The following is a 16,285-nucleotide window of genomic DNA, read 5'->3' as shown; positions in this document are numbered from 1 at the left end:
GAGGCTGTGAGGAGCCCTTGGGAAGGCCGCCATCGGCGGAGCGAGGCCTGACGGTGGGCTCGGTGGTCTGAGGCTGTGAGGAGCCCTTGGGGAGGCCGCCATCGGCGGAGCGAGGCCTGACGATGGGCTCGGTGGTCTGAGGCTGTGAGGAGCCCTTGGGGAGGCCGCCATCGGCGGAGCGAGGCCTGACGATGGGCTCGGTGGTCTGAGGCTGTGAGGAGCCCTTGGGGAGGCCGCCATCGGCGGAGCGAGGCCTGACGATGGGCTCGGTGGTCTGAGGCTGTGTGGAGCCCTTGGGGAGGCCGCCATCGGCGGAGCGAGGCCTGACGATGGGCTCGGTGGTCTGAGGCTGTGTGGGGGCCTTGGGGAGGCCGCCGTCGGCGGAGCGAGGCCTGACGATGGGCTCGGTGGTCTGAGGCTGTGTGGGGGCCTTGGGGAGGCCGCCATCGGTGGAGCGAGGCCTGACGGTGGGCTCGGTGGTCTGAGGCTGTGTGGGGGCCTTGGGGAGGCCGCCGTCGGCGGAGCGAGGCCTGACGATGGGCTCGGTGGTCTGAGGCTGTGTGGGGGCCTTGGGGAGGCCGCCATCGGCGGAGCGAGGCCTGACGATGGGCTCGGTGGTCTGAGGCTGTGTGGGGGCCTTGGGGAGGCCGCCATCGGCGGAGCGAGGCCTGACGGTGGGCTCGGTGGTCTGAGGCTGTGTGGGGGCCTTGGGGAGGCCGCCATCGGCGGAGCGAGGCCTGACGATGGGCTCGGTGGTCTGAGGCTGTGAGGAGCCCTTGGGGAAGCCGCCATCGGCGGAGCGAGGCCTGACCGGATCCTGCAGGTTCCCGGCGTTGGAGAGCGGCGGCCTCGGCGTCGCGGTCGGGGAGCTTGGCGCGCTGGTGGGTGCTCGGCCGACATTGGGGCTGTTGTTGCCGGTCGTCGTGCTCCCGAACTGGCTCCCTGATGGACTGTGCGGCGCGGCCGTCGTCGTGGTCGTCGGGCCGGGCGAGCTCGGTTTGCTGGTGCTCTTCCGCGTGACGGGATCCCAGCCGGAGAAGGGGTCTGGCTTCGGGGTCGGGCTGGGAGCCGCGGCCTGGTTCACGGCGCTGGGCGCGGCCGTGCTGCTGGACGTGCCGCCGGCGTCGGTCACGGAATGCGCGTAATTGCCCGAGCTCTTCATCTGGGCGCGCAGCCCCCCGCGGACACCTGTGGCTTTCGACGGCGAAGGCGAACGGCTACGCGAGGAGGTGCGCGAGGAGGCCATGCGCCATGAATGACGCGAAATTCATGCGCTGCCAAGCGCCTCGATCCTCGCCTTCACGCGGGATATGCCGTGCCATGTCGCCCCGCTCGGCCAACCGCGAATCTCTCCGGATCCGCCTTGTGGACCGGAGATCCCCGCGCCTTCGCGCCATTGTGGCGCTCCGCCGGGACCGAATCCGCGCATGCATCCAGGGCGGCGCGGCGACAAGCATCGCGATTGCGGTCGGTCCGCCGAGCAGGTAACCTGGCGCTCCGATTGCACCCACGGACGTGTCAGCTTTACTGGAATATTACGTTGTGGGTGAGCGCTTGCTGCCTCTCCGCTCACGCGTCTGGCGCGCGGCCGTGCGTCGGCGCGCCCGACGAGGTCGAGGTGCTGCCGAGGCGATTCCAGGGTTGAGCCCGCTCGCTGCGCGGCCGCCGCCGGCGCGAGTTGTCTCGCGCGGCGCGCTTGTGTACGAGGTTCTATCTACGGCAGCGCTGGCCCATGAAGCCGTCGCGCAGGGCCAGGAGGACGAGGAGCCATGAGCGTCACGACGATCGACGTTGCCGAGGTCGCGCCTTCGACGGCGCCCCTGCCCGCGTTCGACGAGGAAGCGACGGTGCAGAGCCTGCTCGTCTCGCCCGTCGAGGCCGCCTACCGCCATCGCCTGCCCCTCGTCGGACGCACGGACGTGCACCCGCTCGTCCAGGCGGCCTACATGGCCTATACCCAGCGTTATCCCCTCGTGCTGTCACCCGACGTGGTCTGGTTCTGCCTTGCCCGGGGGTTCACGCTCCACGTCGCCGCGAACGAGGCGCAGCGGCGTCAGGTGCTCCTCGACGACAGCGACTTCGAGCTGAGGATCGATCGGCCGGATTTCACGCTGGGCGAGGTGAACCCGTGGCCCGTCGCGTTCTCGGATTTCTCCACCCTGATCACCGCGCGGATCGGCAAGCTGCGGGAGCTCGTGACAGCCAGTTTCTCCACCACGGGACCGGTGGAGCGCGTGGCGTCGGAGCTCACGGTGATGACGCCGTTCGTGCCGCACTTCGAGTGGCAGCCGCCCTTCCCCGCGGACATGAGCTTTCCGGATCGTGGGATCCCGCGCATCTACCTGCTCGGCACGGCGGACGACTGGCGCTGGGTGCGCCACCGCGCGGCGGCGTTCGTCCCCTTCGGGGCGGAGCGCTGGACTGACGTGCTCCTGCCGGTGGTCGACCAGATCGTCGCCGCGGCGGAGGGGCGCCAGGATCCAGCGTTCTGGCGCGCCTTCTTCCGGTACGAGAACGCCGCGGACGAGCTCACCGGGTGGATCCACGTGCTCTTTCCGTACCTGCGCGCCTGGCCGGCCGACCACTTCGTCTGGAATGCGTACCTCGACGGCTGGCTCGATCGCTGGAAGGCCGCGGAGGCCCGGCGCAACCCGCTCTCCGCGCTGGCGGATCCGGAGGGACCCGGGTTCGCGCAGCTCCCGCCGGGGCTGACCAGCGTGCCCTTGCGGTTCATCGACGCGCAGCGCCGGGAGCACCCCCTGGAGTTCGTCAGCGGCCTCATCGGCGTCACGCAGGACCAGCACTCGCTCGCGCTCATTCCGGAGTTCGTGTGGGCCGTCGTGCACGGTGAGCCCGGCCCCGGGGTCGAACAGCCCGCCGGCGCGGGCTGAGGGGCGCAAGGCCGCTCGGCGAGGGCTGCGCCCGCCCCCTCTCGGCCGGCTACCCGAACCGCACCTCGAGCCCCGCGCCCCCGCCCGCCACCACGACCTCCCGATCCCTGCACCCCGGATCCTCCGCCATGCGCGCCGCGATCGGCGTGATCACCCGCTCCTCGATCACCCGCTTCAGCGGCCGCGCCCCGCGCCTCGGATCGAACCCCGCCTCGGCCAGGAAGGATCGCGCCTCGGGCAGCACGCGGAGCCTCAGGTTGCGCCGCACGAGCCCTGTGCGCGCCTCGGCCTTGGCGAGCTCGAGATCGACGATCCTGAGCACGCTGTCCCGCCCGAGGCCCCGGAACTGCACGACGTGGTCGATGCGGTTCACGAACTCCGGCCGGAAGTGCTCGCGCACGCCCGCCGGCGCCCCGCGCCGCGCGCCCGGGGGCAGGACGCGCTCGTCGTCGCCGCCGAAGCCGACCGGCGCCCGGTCGGCGACGCCGAGGTTCGACGTCATCACGATGAGCACCATCCGGAAATCCACGTGGCGCCCGTCCTCGTCCGTCAGCCGCCCCTCGCCGAGGATCCCGAGCAAGAGGTCGAACACCTCGCGGTGCGCCTTCTCGATCTCGTCGAGGAGCACGAGCGACAGCGGCTCCTGCCGCACGCGCTGCGCCAGCGTCGTCGCGTCCGGCCCCGCCGCGAGCAGGCGCGCCGACGAGCCCGGGAGCCTGTACTCGCTCATGTCGAGCCGGATCATCCGCCCCTCGTCGCCGAACATCGACCGCGTGAGCTCCTTCGCGAGCTCCGTCTTGCCCACGCCGGTCGGGCCGACGAACAGCAGCGTGCCGCACGGGCGCTCGGGGTCGTTCATCCCGGCCTTGAAGCGCGCCAGCACCCGCGCCGCCGTGTCGCACGCCTCGTCCTGCCCGATCACGCGCCGCTTCAGCCCGCGCGCGATCGTCTCGGCGCTCGCGGGGATCTCGTCGGCGATGAGCTCGATCGGCAGCCCCGAGTGGCGCGCGTAGGCCTCGGACACGTCCCGCGGGTACAGCACGCGCGCCGGCGCCGCGCCGGCCGCCTCTGCCTCCGCGCCGGCCCGCGTACCGGCCTCCTGCGCGAGCCAGTCGAAGAAGCGGAACGCCTTGCCGGGGAAGAGCACGTCGCGCCGGAACATCGCGAGGTGCTGCACCAGCCGCTTCTTGCCCGCCGGGTGCAGCCGGACGCGCGTCTCCTTCCGCGCCTCGTACTCCGCGAGCAGCGCAGGCACCGCGGCCGCATCCGGCTCGCGCAGCCGGACGATCTGGAAGCACGCCACGAGCGAGGCCGCGCGGCGCTGGCACGCCTCGAGCTCCGGCTCGGTGCACTCCGCGATGAGGCTCACCTCGCCCGTCCGGAGCGCCGGCAGGAACACGTCGCCGATCGACGCGCCGTCCGGCTGCGGCCGCAGCAGCGGCAGGAGCGCGCCGACGTGGAGCAGATCCCCCTCGTGCGACAGCTCGCTCACGAGCCTCAGGCACCTCGCCTGCCACATACCGAGGTACTTCATCCCGGCGAGCAGCCGATCGGCCGACGTGCTGAACAGGCCCGGCGAGCTCGCGCGCGCCTTGTCCCTTCGCCACGCCGCGAACCGCCGCGCCAGCCGGTGGACCCAGGTCGTCTTGCCGACGCCCGGGCCGCCCACCAGCAGGATGGACGGCATCGACGTGGCGCGCGCCGCGTCGAACAGCGGCAGCGCCCGCTCCAGCTCCTCGGACTCACCCACCGCGAGCGGCAGCCGCTGGCGCGCGGCCTTCTCGACGAGATCCTCGGAGACGGCGTGCAGCGTGGGGCGCTCGTCCTCCGGGCGCCGAGCGCTCCGGCCGGCGCGCTCCATCCGGCGCGGCGACCACGGGCGCACGTACTCGTCTCCCTCCCGGCGAAAATCGAAGAGCGACCGCGGGGACTCGCCGAGCAGCGCGCTCGTGACGAGCTGGCGGAGCACGTCGGGCGCGATCGAGAGATCCTCGAGGACCACGGACCAGCCGAAGCGGGGGAGCATCACGCGGACGCCGCCCTCGGCGAGCTTGCTCGCGAGGTACGTGAGCCGCAGCGGGATCTGGCGCCGGCCCACGACGGCGGTCCGCTTGACCGTGGTCTGCGGGTGGACGTCGACGTCCAGCGAGCGGACCTCGAACGACTCGTCCCACAGGTAGCGATCGAGATCGTCCTCGTCCGTGGCGAGCCTCGCGTGGAGCTCGACCTCGATCGCGCGCAGCACCTCGTCCTCGGAGGCGCCATAGGCGGACGGCGCCGGCCGATCGAAGAGGAATGCCCACGTGCGCAGGAGGATGCCGGTGAAGCGGCCGTCGTGGTGGGCGATGAAATAGACGCGGAGCGATTTCTTGGTCATACGGTGGCGGTGGAAACGCGCAGCCTGACCGCGCGAGCCTACCACACCCGGGCAACACCCCGCGCCGGGAGCGCCGCTGCGTTGATCGGCCGCGCGGTTGGTTGTTTCGTTGCGCGCGCCGTCGTTTCATTGCTCCCCTCTTTCATTGCGCCATTGTGCCGATTCCGCCGCAGTCGTCCGCGCAGCGCCCCGAGGAGGCCTGTCCCGGCGCGAGGCGGAGCGGCGCCGGAATACGCTGGCGGTCGACTCAACGTCAGATCTACTCCATGCGTCGTGGTGACGGCGTGCGTCAAAGCGGCCGCGCGCCGCGACGCAGGAACAACCGTGCTGCATAATTCTCGCGGTGTGGAGATGTGTAATCTCATCCACCCTGGTCTCCTCGGGAGGTGTAGAGTGGTGTTCATGCCGCAAACGCCTTATTTCATGACGCCTCGCCGCCGCGCGGATCGAGCCGCCTTTTCCTTGTTCCTGTCGCTTGCCCCGCTCGCGGGGGCCGTGCCCGCGAGCGCTGCTGTGGAGCAGCTGGACGGCACGCGCCTGCCCACGCCGGTCAAGGACAACGAGCTTGGCCTCGTGAGGAGCCGGGGCTTCGAGGACGACGCTGTCACGCTTGAAGGGCTCTTCATGCACCGGGACGAAGACATCGATCCGGTGGCCGACGCGAGCACGGAGCCAGGTGTCTTCTCGCCGCTCTGCGGGTTCTCGGGAGAGCTGGTGCTGCGTGGGGGCGGGTGCAAGGTCGCGTTCGGCTGGTACAACGCGACCGCGAGCGGCGTGCGCCCGCCGGACAACCAGATCTACGAGCTGATCCCCGCGGACACCTCGACGGCGTTCGACTGCGACGACGACGATTTCTGCCCGCTGGCCACGATGGAGACCACCCAGACGGGGCAGCACGGCTGGACGCCGCGGCAGTTCTCGGCGGCGGACATCCGGAACGATCGGCGGTACCAGGGCGGTCTGGTCGGCTTCGCGCTGATCGGCAAGGCGGGCACCTACTGCACCCAGACGAAGTTCTCGCAGCGCGAGCTGAACACCGTCTGCACGAGCTGCACGCCGAACGAGCCGTGGGTGACCACGCTGATCTACACGTCGACCGCCGAGCCCGACGCGTTCTATGTCGCCTTCGAGGACCTGCCCGTGACCGCGACGAGCTGGAAGGGGAACCAGGGCGGGTACGAGAACGACGGCGATTTCAACGACTTCGTCTACTACATCACGGGCGTGACCTGCAAAGGCGGCGGCGAGGTCTGCGATACGGGCCTGCAGGGCGCGTGCGCCGTGGGCAGGACGGGCTGCGCGACCGAGGGCGAGGTCCAGTGCCTGCCCGTGCTCGAGCCCGGCGAGCAGAAAGAGACCTGCGACAACATCGACAACGACTGCGACGGCAAGGTCGACAACGGCGAGGGGCTCTGCAACGAGGGCTTCGTGTGCAACCGCGGGGCGTGCGTGCCGTACTGCGGGCGCGGCGAGGTGGTCTGCGACCTCGGCCTCGTCTGCAACGACGACGGCTTCTGCGTGGAGCCGGCGTGCGTCGACAAGGAGTGCACCGGCGGCCAGATCTGCGTCGGCGGCAACTGCGTGGGCGGGTGCGACGGCGTCGTCTGCCCCGCGAACCAGGAGTGCCAGCTCGGGCGGTGCGTGGATCTCTGCGCCCACATCGAGTGCGAGGACGGCGCGGTCTGCGAGCGCGGCATCTGCCAGTCCAACTGCGGCTGCCGCACCTGCCCGACCGGCAAGGTGTGCGGGGAGGACGGCCGTTGCGTCGACACCGGCTGCGACGGCAAGACGTGCGCTGACGGGCAGGTCTGCGTCGCCGGGAGCTGCGTCGATGCGTGCGCGGGCGCCGTCTGCCCCGGCAACGCGCCGTGCGTCAACGGGGCCTGCGGCGAGCCGGTGGTCCACGGCGGCGCCGCCTCCGCCGCGAGCGGAGGGCCGATCGGACCCGACGTGGGGCTCGACGATCCGGTGGATCTGACCACCGGCTCCGGCTCCGGCTCTGGCTCCGGCTCCGGCGGCGCGAGCGGCGGCGGCACGGGCGGCAACAAGCCCGACACGTCCTGCGCTTGCCGCGCGGGCGCGACCTCGGAGGCCTCGCCGGCCAGGGTCGGCCTGCTCGGGCTCGGTCTCCTGCTGCTCGCCGGCCGCAGGCGCCGCGCGCGCCGCGCCGCGAGCCGCGCGTAGGCCGCGCTCTGGCCCGCCGCGCGCCCGCGTCACCCCGCGGAGCGCGCGGCCATCGCCGCGACGAGGCCCCCCACGACGGCCGCCAGGACCCACGCGAGGCGCGCGCCGTACGGTGACGCGGCCGCGGCGCCGGCGGGCAGCGGGAACACCACCGACCGCACCCGCCGGGACTCCGCGTCGACGAGGAGCACGCCGTCGACGTCGAACGCGACGCGGTACTCGAGCAGCTGCCGCCGCGTCGCGGGCGTGTCGATGCGCGGCGCGAGCCGGCCCGTCTTCACCTCGGCGACATACCGCCTGGGACCGTGCGCCACGAGGTAGTCGGCGCGGAGCCCGACGCTGACCGGCTCGCCGTCGATCTGGACTCCGTACGAGACCGCGACCTGCCGGCCGACGATGGTGTAGCCGAGCTCGCGGAGGAGCGCCTCGGCGCGGGCCTCTCCCGCGGCGCCCTGCGCCCGGCACCGCGAGAGCCGGCGCCGCTGCCATGCGCGCCTCCACGCGAGCCGGAGCGTCTGGACCAGCCCGAAGGAGAGCGCCGCGCCGGCCACGGCCAGGAGGAGCTCGGGCGGCATGTCGCGGAAATCCACGCTGCGCGGGTTTGCTCAGGAATCGGGATACCGGGCCAAGTTTTCTGCGCCGGATCTCCTGCGGCTCGGCTGGCGCGCATGTCCACGCGCTCCTATGACTGGGCCGCAAGAGGCATACCGCCTGCTCGTGCTCTGGTGTGGTGGCGCCGTGTTCCAAGAGCGTGCCCGGCTGATCGGGTCAGGGATGTACACCCATCGTCCGCGAGAGCACCCTCATGCGGCATCCGAGAATCGTCTGCCTGTGATCGAACACGAGGAGAGGCACCGTTCGCAGATCCGCGCGCTGACCGAGGCCAGCCACGCGCTCGCGTCGGCGTGTTCGGCGCCCGCGATTCAAGAGATCGTCCTCTCCGCGGCGGCGCGCCTGAGCGGCTCCGGCAGGGCCGTCCTGATCCTGAACGACGAGGACGAGCGCCCGGTCGTGCGAGCGGCGCTGGGGCTCGATCCGGCGCTGCTCGCCGAGCTCTCTGGCCGCCCGCTCCCGAGCGCCGACGACGGGATAGCGCGAGCGCTGGACGGCGCGGCCCACGTCGCCGCCGCGCCGCTGATCGTCAGCGGCCGTGTCTCTGGCGTGCTCGCGGTCGAGCGCGCCGCCCCGGCCTCCGGCGAGGATGCCTGGCTGATCGAGGCGCTCGCCGATCAGGCCGCGGTCGCGCTCGCGGGCCCCGCCGATGGCGCCGCGCACGCAGGCGCCAGGGAGCCGCCCGCGCGCCTGGAGGCGGACGTACAGGACGAGCGCTATCGCCTCCTCGGTCGAGCGATCAAGGACCCGATCTGGGACTGGGATATCCGGACGGACCGGGTCGAGCGCAACGCGACATTTCACGAGGTCTTCCGCTACACGCCCGAGCAGACGGCCCCGACCGGCGCGTGGTGGGTGGACCGCATGCTGCCCGAGGATCGCGACCGCATTGCGCGCGCGCTCGAGGAGCTCATCCACGGGGACGCCGACACCTGGTCGGCGCAGTACCGCGTCTACCGCGGCGACGGCTCCGTCGCCCGCGTGTTCGATCGCGGCGCGGTGCTCCGCGACGCGGGAGGCAGGGCGATCCGCATGGTCGGCGCGACGGTGGACCTGACCGAGCGGTTCCGGATCGAGAGCGCGCTCCAGGACCGGGAGGATCGGCTCCGGCTGGCCACGTGGGCGGCGGACGTGGGCACGTGGCGAGTCGACCTGGAGACGCGGTACGACACGAGGGACGCGAGCCTGAACCGCATCCTGGGCCTGGACGAGCGCGAGACGACGCAGCCCGTGGGCGACTGGTTGACCCGCGTCCACCCGGAAGATCTCGACGCCGTGATCGCCATGCACGAGCGGAGCGTCCGCGAGCGGTGCATCTACGACATCATCCACCGCGTCGTCCGCGCCGACGGGTCGATCCGGTGGGTCCACGATCGCGGGCGCATCGTCGCCGATCGGGACGGCTCCCCGCTGTTCCTGACGGGCGCCGTCGTCGACATCACCGAGCTGAAGCAGCTCGAGCACGAGCGCACGGAGCTGCTCCGCCGCGAGCAGCAGGCGCTCGCCCAGTCGGAGAAGGACCGCATCCGGGCCGAGGACGCGAACCGCATGAAGGACGAGTTCCTCGCGACGGTCTCCCACGAGCTGCGGACGCCGCTCACGGCGATCCTGGGCTGGGCGCGGCTGATCAAGGACAAGGCCCTCGCCCCGGAGCGCGTCAAGCAGGGCATGGCGTCGATCGAGCGCAACGCCCACGCGCAGGCGCAGATCGTCGACGATATCCTGACGGTCTCCCGGATCATCACGGGCAAGCTGCGGCTCCGCACGATCGCCGTGGATCTCGCCGCGGTCATCGAGGCCGCCGTGGACACCATCACGCCGACGGCGAAGGCGAAGGAGATCGAGATCCGCGTCGAGCCGGGCGAGGGGCTCAGCCACGTGTGCGGCGACCCGGATCGCCTCCAGCAGGTCATGTGGAACCTGCTCTCCAACGCGGTGAAATTCACCCCGAAGCGAGGGCTGGTCACCGTCCGGGTGGGGAGGAGCGACTCCCAGGTCGCGATCTCGGTCACGGACAACGGCAAGGGCATCGCCACGTCGTTCCTGCCGTATGTGTTCGACCGCTTCCGCCAGGGCGACTCCTCGCCGACGAGGGCTCACGGCGGGCTCGGCCTGGGGCTCGCGATCGTCCGCCACCTCGTCGAGCTGCACGGCGGCACGGTGGAGGCGGAGAGCCCGGGCGAGGGGGCAGGATCGACGTTCACGGTGACGCTCCCCCTGCCCGCGGCGCCCTCCGCCGGGCACGAGGGGCCGCCGTCCGCGCCGGGGCGCGCCCCGCCGTGGAGCGGGGAGCCGCCGCCGCTCTTCGGCGTTCACGTCCTCGTCGTCGAGGATGAGCCGGACGCCCGGGAGATGCTCGCGTTCTTGCTGGAGGGAGCGGGCGCGCGGGTCACCACGGCCGGCTCGGCGAGCGAGGCCATGAGCGTCCTGGAGCGGCTGAGGCCCGATGTCCTGCTCAGCGACATCGGTATGCCGGGGGAGAGCGGCTATGCGCTGATCCACCAGCTCCGCGCGGCGGGCCGGGACGAGATCCGGCGCATCCCCGCCGTGGCCCTGACCGCCTATGCCCGGATCGAGGACCGGAGGCGGGCGCTGGCGGCCGGCTTCCAGAAGCACGTCGCCAAGCCGATCGACCCTGCCGACCTGGTGCAGGTCGTCGCGGATCTCACGGGCCGCTCGGGCGGCGACGGCGCCCCCGCCCGCTCCCGGCGCGGCGCCCTCCTCGGTTGACCCCGCGCGGCGCGCGGCCGCTCTAGGCCAGCTCGACCCCGAGCAGCCACAGCATCAATGCCTTCTGCACGTGCAGCCGGTTCTCGGCCTGATCCCACACGCGCGAGCGCGGCCCTTCGAGCGTCTCGTCGTCGATCTCCTCGCCGCGGTGCGCCGGCAGGCAGTGCAGCACGATGGAGTGCTGCGCGGCCCTCGCCATCACCTTGGCGTCCACGGTCCAGCCGGCGAACGCGGCGCGGCGCTTCTCCGCCTCGGCCTCGTGTCCCATGCTCGCCCACACGTCCGTGTTCACCACGTCCGCGCCCGCCGCGCCCTCGCGCGGGTCGTGGGTGATCGTGACGTGGCCCGTCTTCCGCGCGCGCTCGACCTCGTCCGCGGGCGGCATGTACCCCTCGGGCCCCGCGAGCACGAGGTGGAAATCGAAGAGCTGCGCCGCCTCGAGCCACGAGCGCGCCATGTTGCTCGCGCAGTCGCCGAGGAACGCGACGCGCCGGCCGGCGATGCCGGTCCTGTCCCCGCTCGCCGCGAGCGCCTCCTGGATCGTGAAGATGTCGCTGAGCACCTGCACCGGGTGGCCGTCGTCCGAGAGCGCGTTGATCACCGGCACGCTCGCCTCCGCCATCTCGAGCAGGCGCGCGGTCGACGACGTGCGGAACGCGATCGCGTCGCAGTACCGGGCGAGCACGCGCGCCGTGTCGCGGATCGGCTCGCCGCGGGCGAGCTGGCTGCCCTGGGTGCTCAGCACGACCGGCTGGGCGCCGAGCTGCGCGATGCCGACCTCGAACGACACGCGCGTGCGCGTGCTCGCCTTCTCCAGGACGACCGCGATGGCCCGGCCGGCGAGCATCGTCGTGCGCCGCCCTTTCGGCTCCTCCTTCAGGCGAGCGGCGAGCCTGAGCACGCGGTGCGCTTCGGCCAGGGTCGTGTCCGTGATCTTGAGGTAATCGCGCTTCGCCATTGTCCCGCCTTCCGCGTCGCCGCCGTCCGGGCGCGCCGTCGTGCCGCGGGCAGCCCGCGACGCGGGGCGCGCCGTACGCCCGTCGTGATGTGGCACAACCGGGACGCCGCCGTCAATCGGCCGTGGATCCGCCGTGGACCGCGCTCAGCGCCAGATCTCGATCTGCCACGCCGCGTCCGAGATCTCCTCGACGGACGCGCGGATCCCGAGGAGATCTCGGAGCAGCCCGAGGTGGGTCGTCGTGTGGGATGACGGGCGTACGGTCCGGAAGGCGCCGCGGCCCGCGAGGGCGATCGGCAAGAGCAGCTGATCGGCCAGGTGCTCGCCCACGGGGACGCCCGCCGCGAGGTAGTCGCGCGCCTCCTCGGCCGCCTTCGTGGCGACGGACTCCGCGCGCACGCCCTTCGCGCCGAACCCGGTGAAGACCTCGGTCACGTGCTCGCTCTCGACGGCGATGGTGAGCACGTTGCCCGGGCCGTTCCCGCCCCTCAGCACGCTGGGCTTGAAGCAGTCCGGCTCCCAGCCGAGCACCGCCGCCGCCGCGTCGAGCTCGCGCATGGCGATGGCGCCCGGGAGGTTCGACACCGTCGCGACCGCCCGCCGGCCGCGGATCTCCCCGCGCTCGAGGAGCTCGAGCGGCGCGAGCGCCGGCGCCGGCGCGATCGAGACGCGGGCCAGCCCGCCGCCGGCCGGGTAGAAGCCGGGCGTCACGAGCGTCGCGGTGACGTCCGGCCCCATCCGCCGCACGAGCGGCAGGTAGGCGAGGTCCAGGAAGTCGAACGGCGGCGCCAGCGGGTTGTGCGTGCCGCCCTCGAGCGTGAGCGCCGACGGCGCGGGCGCGCGGAGCAGCGCTGGCAGGACGGTCTGCAGCACGAGCGTCGTGCTCCCCGCGCTCCCGACCTGGAACGTGTGCTCGCCGGGGACGATCGCGGTCGGTCGAAACACGATCTCCTGCGATCCGAGCGCGGCGCCCGACACCTCGGCGCGGCCGATCTGGGCCGCGGCCCGGACCGAGGTCAGGTGTTGCCGCATCAGGCCCGGGCGCGCGCGGCCCTTGCGGATCGAGGTGATGCGGACGGGCGTCTGCGTGATCAGCGAGAGGCCGAGCGTCGTGCGGAGGATCTGGCCCCCTCCCTCTCCGATGGATCCATCGATGGTCAGCATGGCGATCGGCTCTCCCCTGGATCAGCGATATCACGGCGCCGGGGCGCGGGGCTCACCCCTTCACGCAGACGACCTGCCGCAGGGTGTGGACGATCTCGACGAGATCCTTCTGCGCCCGCATCACGTCGTCGATCGGCTTGTAGGCCGCCGGCGTCTCGTCGATCACGTCCTCGTCCTTGCGGCACTCGACGCCCGCGGTCGCGGCCTCGTGGTCCGCGACGGAGAAGCGGCGGCGCGCCTCGCCCCGCGACATGACGCGGCCCGCGCCGTGGCTCGAGCTGCAGAAGCTCTCCGGGTTGCCGAGCCCGCGGACGATGAACGAGCGCGCGCCCATGCTGCCCGGGATGATCCCGAGATCACCCGCCTGCGCGCGGACGGCGCCCTTGCGGGTCACGAGCACGTCCTTCCCGTAGTGGTGCTCGCGCGCCACGTAGTTGTGGTGGCAGTTCACCGCCTCCACGGTCGCGTCGAAGGGCGGCAGCTCGCCCGAGCCGCGGAGCGCCTCGACCACCTGCGCCATCATCAGCTCGCGGTTCACCGCCGCGAAGTCCTGCGCCCACGACACCGCCTGCATGTAGTCGTGGAAGTGCCTCGTCCCGTCCGGCAGGTAGGCGAGGTCGGCGTCGGGCAGGTGGATGAAGAAGCGCCTCATCTCCTGCTTGGCGAGCTCGATGAAGTAGCTCCCGACCCGGTTGCCGACGCCGCGCGACCCGCTGTGCAGCATGACCCAGACGCGGTCCTCCTCGTCGAGGCAGAGCTCGATGAAGTGGTTGCCGGTCCCGAGCGTGCCGAGGTGCTCGATGGCGTAGCCGCGCCCGATGCGCGGGTGCTTCTCGACGATCTGCCGGTACCGCGGCTCGAGCTCGGCCCACGCCGCGACCTGGGCCGGGGGCGGCGAGCGCCACGCGCCGCGGTCGTTCTTCCCGCCGTTGTCGGTGCGGCCGTGCGGCACGGCGCCCTCGATGGCCGCCCGGAGCCCGCGCAGCGCGTCCGGCAGCTGCGACGCGGAGAGGCTCGTGCGCGCCGCCATCATCCCGCAGCCGATGTCGACGCCTACCGCCGCCGGGATGACCGCGCCGCTCGTCGCGACCACGCTCCCCACGGTCGCGCCGATGCCCTGGTGCGCGTCGGGCATCACGGCGATCCACTTGTGGATGAACGGCAGCGCGGCGAGGTTCTTGAGCTGCGCCTCCGCGGCGGTCTCGAACGGCACGCCGACCGTCCACGCCTTGATGGGCACGCCCGAGTCCGTGGGGATGACGTTGTAGCTTCGCTCCATGGCAAGATCTCCGGTGAGGGGCCGAGCCGTCCGGCGCGCGCCGCGGCGCGCGTTCGCGGCGGGGTCCGTCGGTCTCCGTCGTTTCCGTCGGTTCGTCGTTCCTGCGTCTGCGTATCGCACGGCGCGTGCCACTCGAAATCCAGGCGATCGCGGGGCAGCTGGCAGTGCGGATTAGACCTGTGTATAAATCGGTTAGAGAACATTCTATGACGCGCAAGACGACCGTGGTCCTCGGCATGCTGGGCCCGACGCTGGACACCGGGAAGACGGCGGAGCGCTGGTCGCGCTGGCGCCCGAGCGTGGCGCTCTGCCAGCACGAGGACCTACTCGTCGACCGGTTCGAGCTGCTCTACCAGCGCCGCTTCGAGGGCCTGGCCGAGACGGTGATGGGCGACGTGCGGCGCGCCTCGCCGGAGACGGACATCCGCGGTCACGTGGTCGAGGTGGACGATCCGTGGGACTTCGAGGCGGTGTACGGCGCGCTCCACGACTTCGCGAGGGCGTACCCGTTCGCGCCGGACCGGGAGGACTACCTCGTCCACATCACGACGGGCACGCACGTCGCGCAGATCTGCCTGTTCTTGCTCACCGAGTCGCGGTACTTCCCGGGTCGGCTCATCCAGACGTCGCCGCCGAAGCGCGACCGTGAGGAGCTCGCGGCCGGGTCGTTCACGATCATCGATCTCGACCTCTCGAAGTACGACCGCATCGCCTCGCGCTTCCAGAAGGAGCAGCGCGAGGGGGTGTCGTTCCTGAAGAGCGGCATCGACACGCGCAACGCGGCGTACAACCGGCTGATCGAGCGGATCGAGCACGTGGCGATCGCGTCGCGCGCGCCCATCCTGCTGATGGGCCCGACGGGGGCGGGCAAATCGCAGCTCGCGCGGAAGATCTACGACCTCAAGAAGGGGCGCCGGCAGGTGGGCGGCGACTTCGTGGATCTGAACTGCGCGACGATCCGCGGCGACGGGGCGATGTCGGCGCTGTTCGGGCACACGAAGGGGTCGTTCACGGGGGCGCTCCAGGACCGCCCGGGGCTCCTGCGCAAGGCGCACGAGGGGGTGCTGTTCCTCGACGAGATCGGCGAGCTCGGCGCGGACGAGCAGGCGATGCTGCTGCGGGCGATCGAGGAGAAGGCGTTCTTGCCGGTCGGCTCGGACAGGGAGGTGAGGAGCGAGTTCCAGCTGCTCGCCGGCACGAACCGGGATCTCGCGCTGGAGGTTCTGGCGGGGCGCTTCCGGGAGGATCTCCTGGCGAGGATCAACCTGTGGACCTTCCGGCTCCCGGGTCTCAGGGAGCGGGTCGAGGACATCGAGCCGAACCTCGATTACGAGCTCGACGCCTCGGCGCGGCTGCTCGGCGTGCGGATCACGATGAGCCGCGACGCGCGCGCGCGGTTCCTCGAGTTCGCGACGTCGCGAGAGGCGGTGTGGCCGGGCAACTTCCGGGACTTCAACGCGGCCGTGACGCGGATGGCGACGCTCGCGCCCGGGGGGAGGATCGGGGTGCCGATCGTGGAGGAGGAGATCGGGCGGCTGGTGGAGGCCTGGCGGCGAGCGCCGGCGGCGGGCGGGCGAACGTTCGCCGGGGGCGGCGCGGCGGGGGAGGGGAGCGACGGGGACGATCTCGTGGTCGCGGCGCTCGGCGCGCGCCGGGCGGCGGCGCTCGACCCGTTCGACCGGGTGCAGCTCGCCGAGGTGCTGCGGGTGCTGAAAGGCGCGCGATCGCTGTCGGAGGCGGGACGGGTGCTGTTCGCGGCGTCGCGGGCGAAGAAGAAGAGCGTCAACGACGCGGACCGGCTGCGGAAGTACCTGGCGCGGTTCGACATCGACTGGAGCGAGGTGGCGGGGGCCGGTTAGCCAAGGAAGGAGGCTGCCGAGCCGCCGCCGCATGCAGCGCTGGACTGCCGAACAGGGTGTCGGGTTACAGCCTCATGGCCCACTGACGGTGCCTCTACCGTCCTGCGGTCACCCAGCGCAGGAGGATGCGGCCACGCGCGCGAAGCGACGCTTGCTGCCAATGCTGAGCCTGCCTACCATGCCGATCCGACGCGCGAACGTTTCTCCCTGACCGGAGGGCGGCGTCTCGCG

10 protein-coding genes are annotated in these 16,285 nt (G+C 72.1%); 5 read left to right on the top strand and 5 right to left on the bottom strand.

All coding sequences use genetic code 11. The features are described from left to right. Nucleotides 1-833 precede the first annotated feature (833 nt). Nucleotides 834-1,145 carry a hypothetical protein gene (locus WMF34_RS36395; protein WP_044966675.1) on the top strand — a complete coding sequence of 104 codons (312 nt, stop codon included), beginning with the start codon at nt 834-836 and terminating at the stop codon, nt 1,143-1,145. Nucleotides 1,146-1,769: 624 nt separating this feature from the next. Continuing rightward, nucleotides 1,770-2,891 carry a DUF4419 domain-containing protein gene (locus tag WMF34_RS36390; RefSeq protein ID WP_437990713.1) on the top strand — a complete coding sequence of 374 codons (1,122 nt, stop codon included), beginning with the start codon at nt 1,770-1,772 and terminating at the stop codon, nt 2,889-2,891. A 49-nt stretch (nt 2,892-2,940) separates the two neighbouring features. Here WMF34_RS36390 and WMF34_RS36385 read toward each other — a convergent pair whose 3' ends face one another. Further along, a complete protein-coding gene (locus WMF34_RS36385) occupies nt 2,941-5,268 on the bottom strand; it encodes an AAA family ATPase (RefSeq protein WP_437990712.1) in 2,328 nt (775 codons plus the stop codon). A gap of 402 nt (nt 5,269-5,670) precedes the next feature. On the opposite strand from WMF34_RS36385, the gene WMF34_RS36380 reads away from it, so the two are divergent. Further along, the gene (locus WMF34_RS36380) at nt 5,671-7,452 is read left to right on the top strand and encodes a hypothetical protein (protein ID WP_437990711.1); all 1,782 of its coding nucleotides are present in this window, start codon (nt 5,671-5,673) and stop codon (nt 7,450-7,452) included. Between the two features lie 29 nt (nt 7,453-7,481). On the opposite strand, the gene WMF34_RS36375 is transcribed toward WMF34_RS36380, so the two are convergent. Next, nucleotides 7,482-8,027, bottom strand: coding sequence for a hypothetical protein (locus tag WMF34_RS36375; protein WP_231864435.1), 546 nt, complete (start codon nt 8,025-8,027; stop codon nt 7,482-7,484). Between the two features lie 256 nt (nt 8,028-8,283). On the opposite strand from WMF34_RS36375, the gene WMF34_RS36370 reads away from it, so the two are divergent. Then, the gene (locus WMF34_RS36370) at nt 8,284-10,794 is read left to right on the top strand and encodes a PAS domain-containing protein (RefSeq protein WP_437990710.1); all 2,511 of its coding nucleotides are present in this window, start codon (nt 8,284-8,286) and stop codon (nt 10,792-10,794) included. A 22-nt stretch (nt 10,795-10,816) separates the two neighbouring features. Here WMF34_RS36370 and argF read toward each other — a convergent pair whose 3' ends face one another. From argF to WMF34_RS36355, 3 genes are all read right to left on the bottom strand, one after another. Continuing rightward, entirely contained in the window at nt 10,817-11,752 is a 936-nt protein-coding gene (gene argF, locus WMF34_RS36365) for an ornithine carbamoyltransferase (RefSeq protein ID WP_012239766.1), read from the bottom strand. 144 nt (nt 11,753-11,896) lie between these two features. Then, nucleotides 11,897-12,916, bottom strand: a complete 1,020-nt coding sequence (gene rtcA, locus WMF34_RS36360; RefSeq protein WP_437990709.1) for an RNA 3'-terminal phosphate cyclase — start codon at nt 12,914-12,916, stop codon at nt 11,897-11,899. Nucleotides 12,917-12,968: 52 nt separating this feature from the next. Further along, nucleotides 12,969-14,195, bottom strand: a complete 1,227-nt coding sequence (locus tag WMF34_RS36355) for an RtcB family protein (RefSeq protein WP_437990708.1) — start codon at nt 14,193-14,195, stop codon at nt 12,969-12,971. Between the two features lie 206 nt (nt 14,196-14,401). Here WMF34_RS36355 and rtcR point away from each other — a divergent pair, with 206 nt between their 5' ends. Then, a complete protein-coding gene (rtcR, locus tag WMF34_RS36350; protein ID WP_437990707.1) occupies nt 14,402-16,054 on the top strand; it encodes an RNA repair transcriptional activator RtcR in 1,653 nt (550 codons plus the stop codon). The last annotated feature ends 231 nt before the right edge of the window (nt 16,055-16,285 follow it).

This window comes from Sorangium sp. So ce145, assembly GCF_051525985.1.
In the GTDB taxonomy this organism is placed as follows: Bacteria; Myxococcota_A; Polyangia; order Polyangiales; family Polyangiaceae; genus Sorangium; species Sorangium cellulosum_B.
This window is presented reverse-complemented; position numbering and strand designations above follow the sequence as displayed.

What these genes read in the sequence shown, in the direction of transcription:
- WMF34_RS36390 (WP_437990713.1), top strand. Translation starts at nt 1,770, where the DNA reads ATGAGCGTCACGACGATCGACGTTGCCGAGGTCGCGCCTTCGACGGCG.
- WMF34_RS36385 (WP_437990712.1), bottom strand. Translation starts at nt 5,268, where the DNA reads ATGACCAAGAAATCGCTCCGCGTCTATTTCATCGCCCACCACGACGGC.
- WMF34_RS36380 (WP_437990711.1), top strand. Translation starts at nt 5,671, where the DNA reads ATGCCGCAAACGCCTTATTTCATGACGCCTCGCCGCCGCGCGGATCGA.
- WMF34_RS36375 (WP_231864435.1), bottom strand. Translation starts at nt 8,027, where the DNA reads ATGCCGCCCGAGCTCCTCCTGGCCGTGGCCGGCGCGGCGCTCTCCTTC.
- argF (WP_012239766.1), bottom strand. Translation starts at nt 11,752, where the DNA reads ATGGCGAAGCGCGATTACCTCAAGATCACGGACACGACCCTGGCCGAA.
- rtcA (WP_437990709.1), bottom strand. Translation starts at nt 12,916, where the DNA reads ATGCTGACCATCGATGGATCCATCGGAGAGGGAGGGGGCCAGATCCTC.
- WMF34_RS36355 (WP_437990708.1), bottom strand. Translation starts at nt 14,195, where the DNA reads ATGGAGCGAAGCTACAACGTCATCCCCACGGACTCGGGCGTGCCCATC.
- rtcR (WP_437990707.1), top strand. Translation starts at nt 14,402, where the DNA reads ATGACGCGCAAGACGACCGTGGTCCTCGGCATGCTGGGCCCGACGCTG.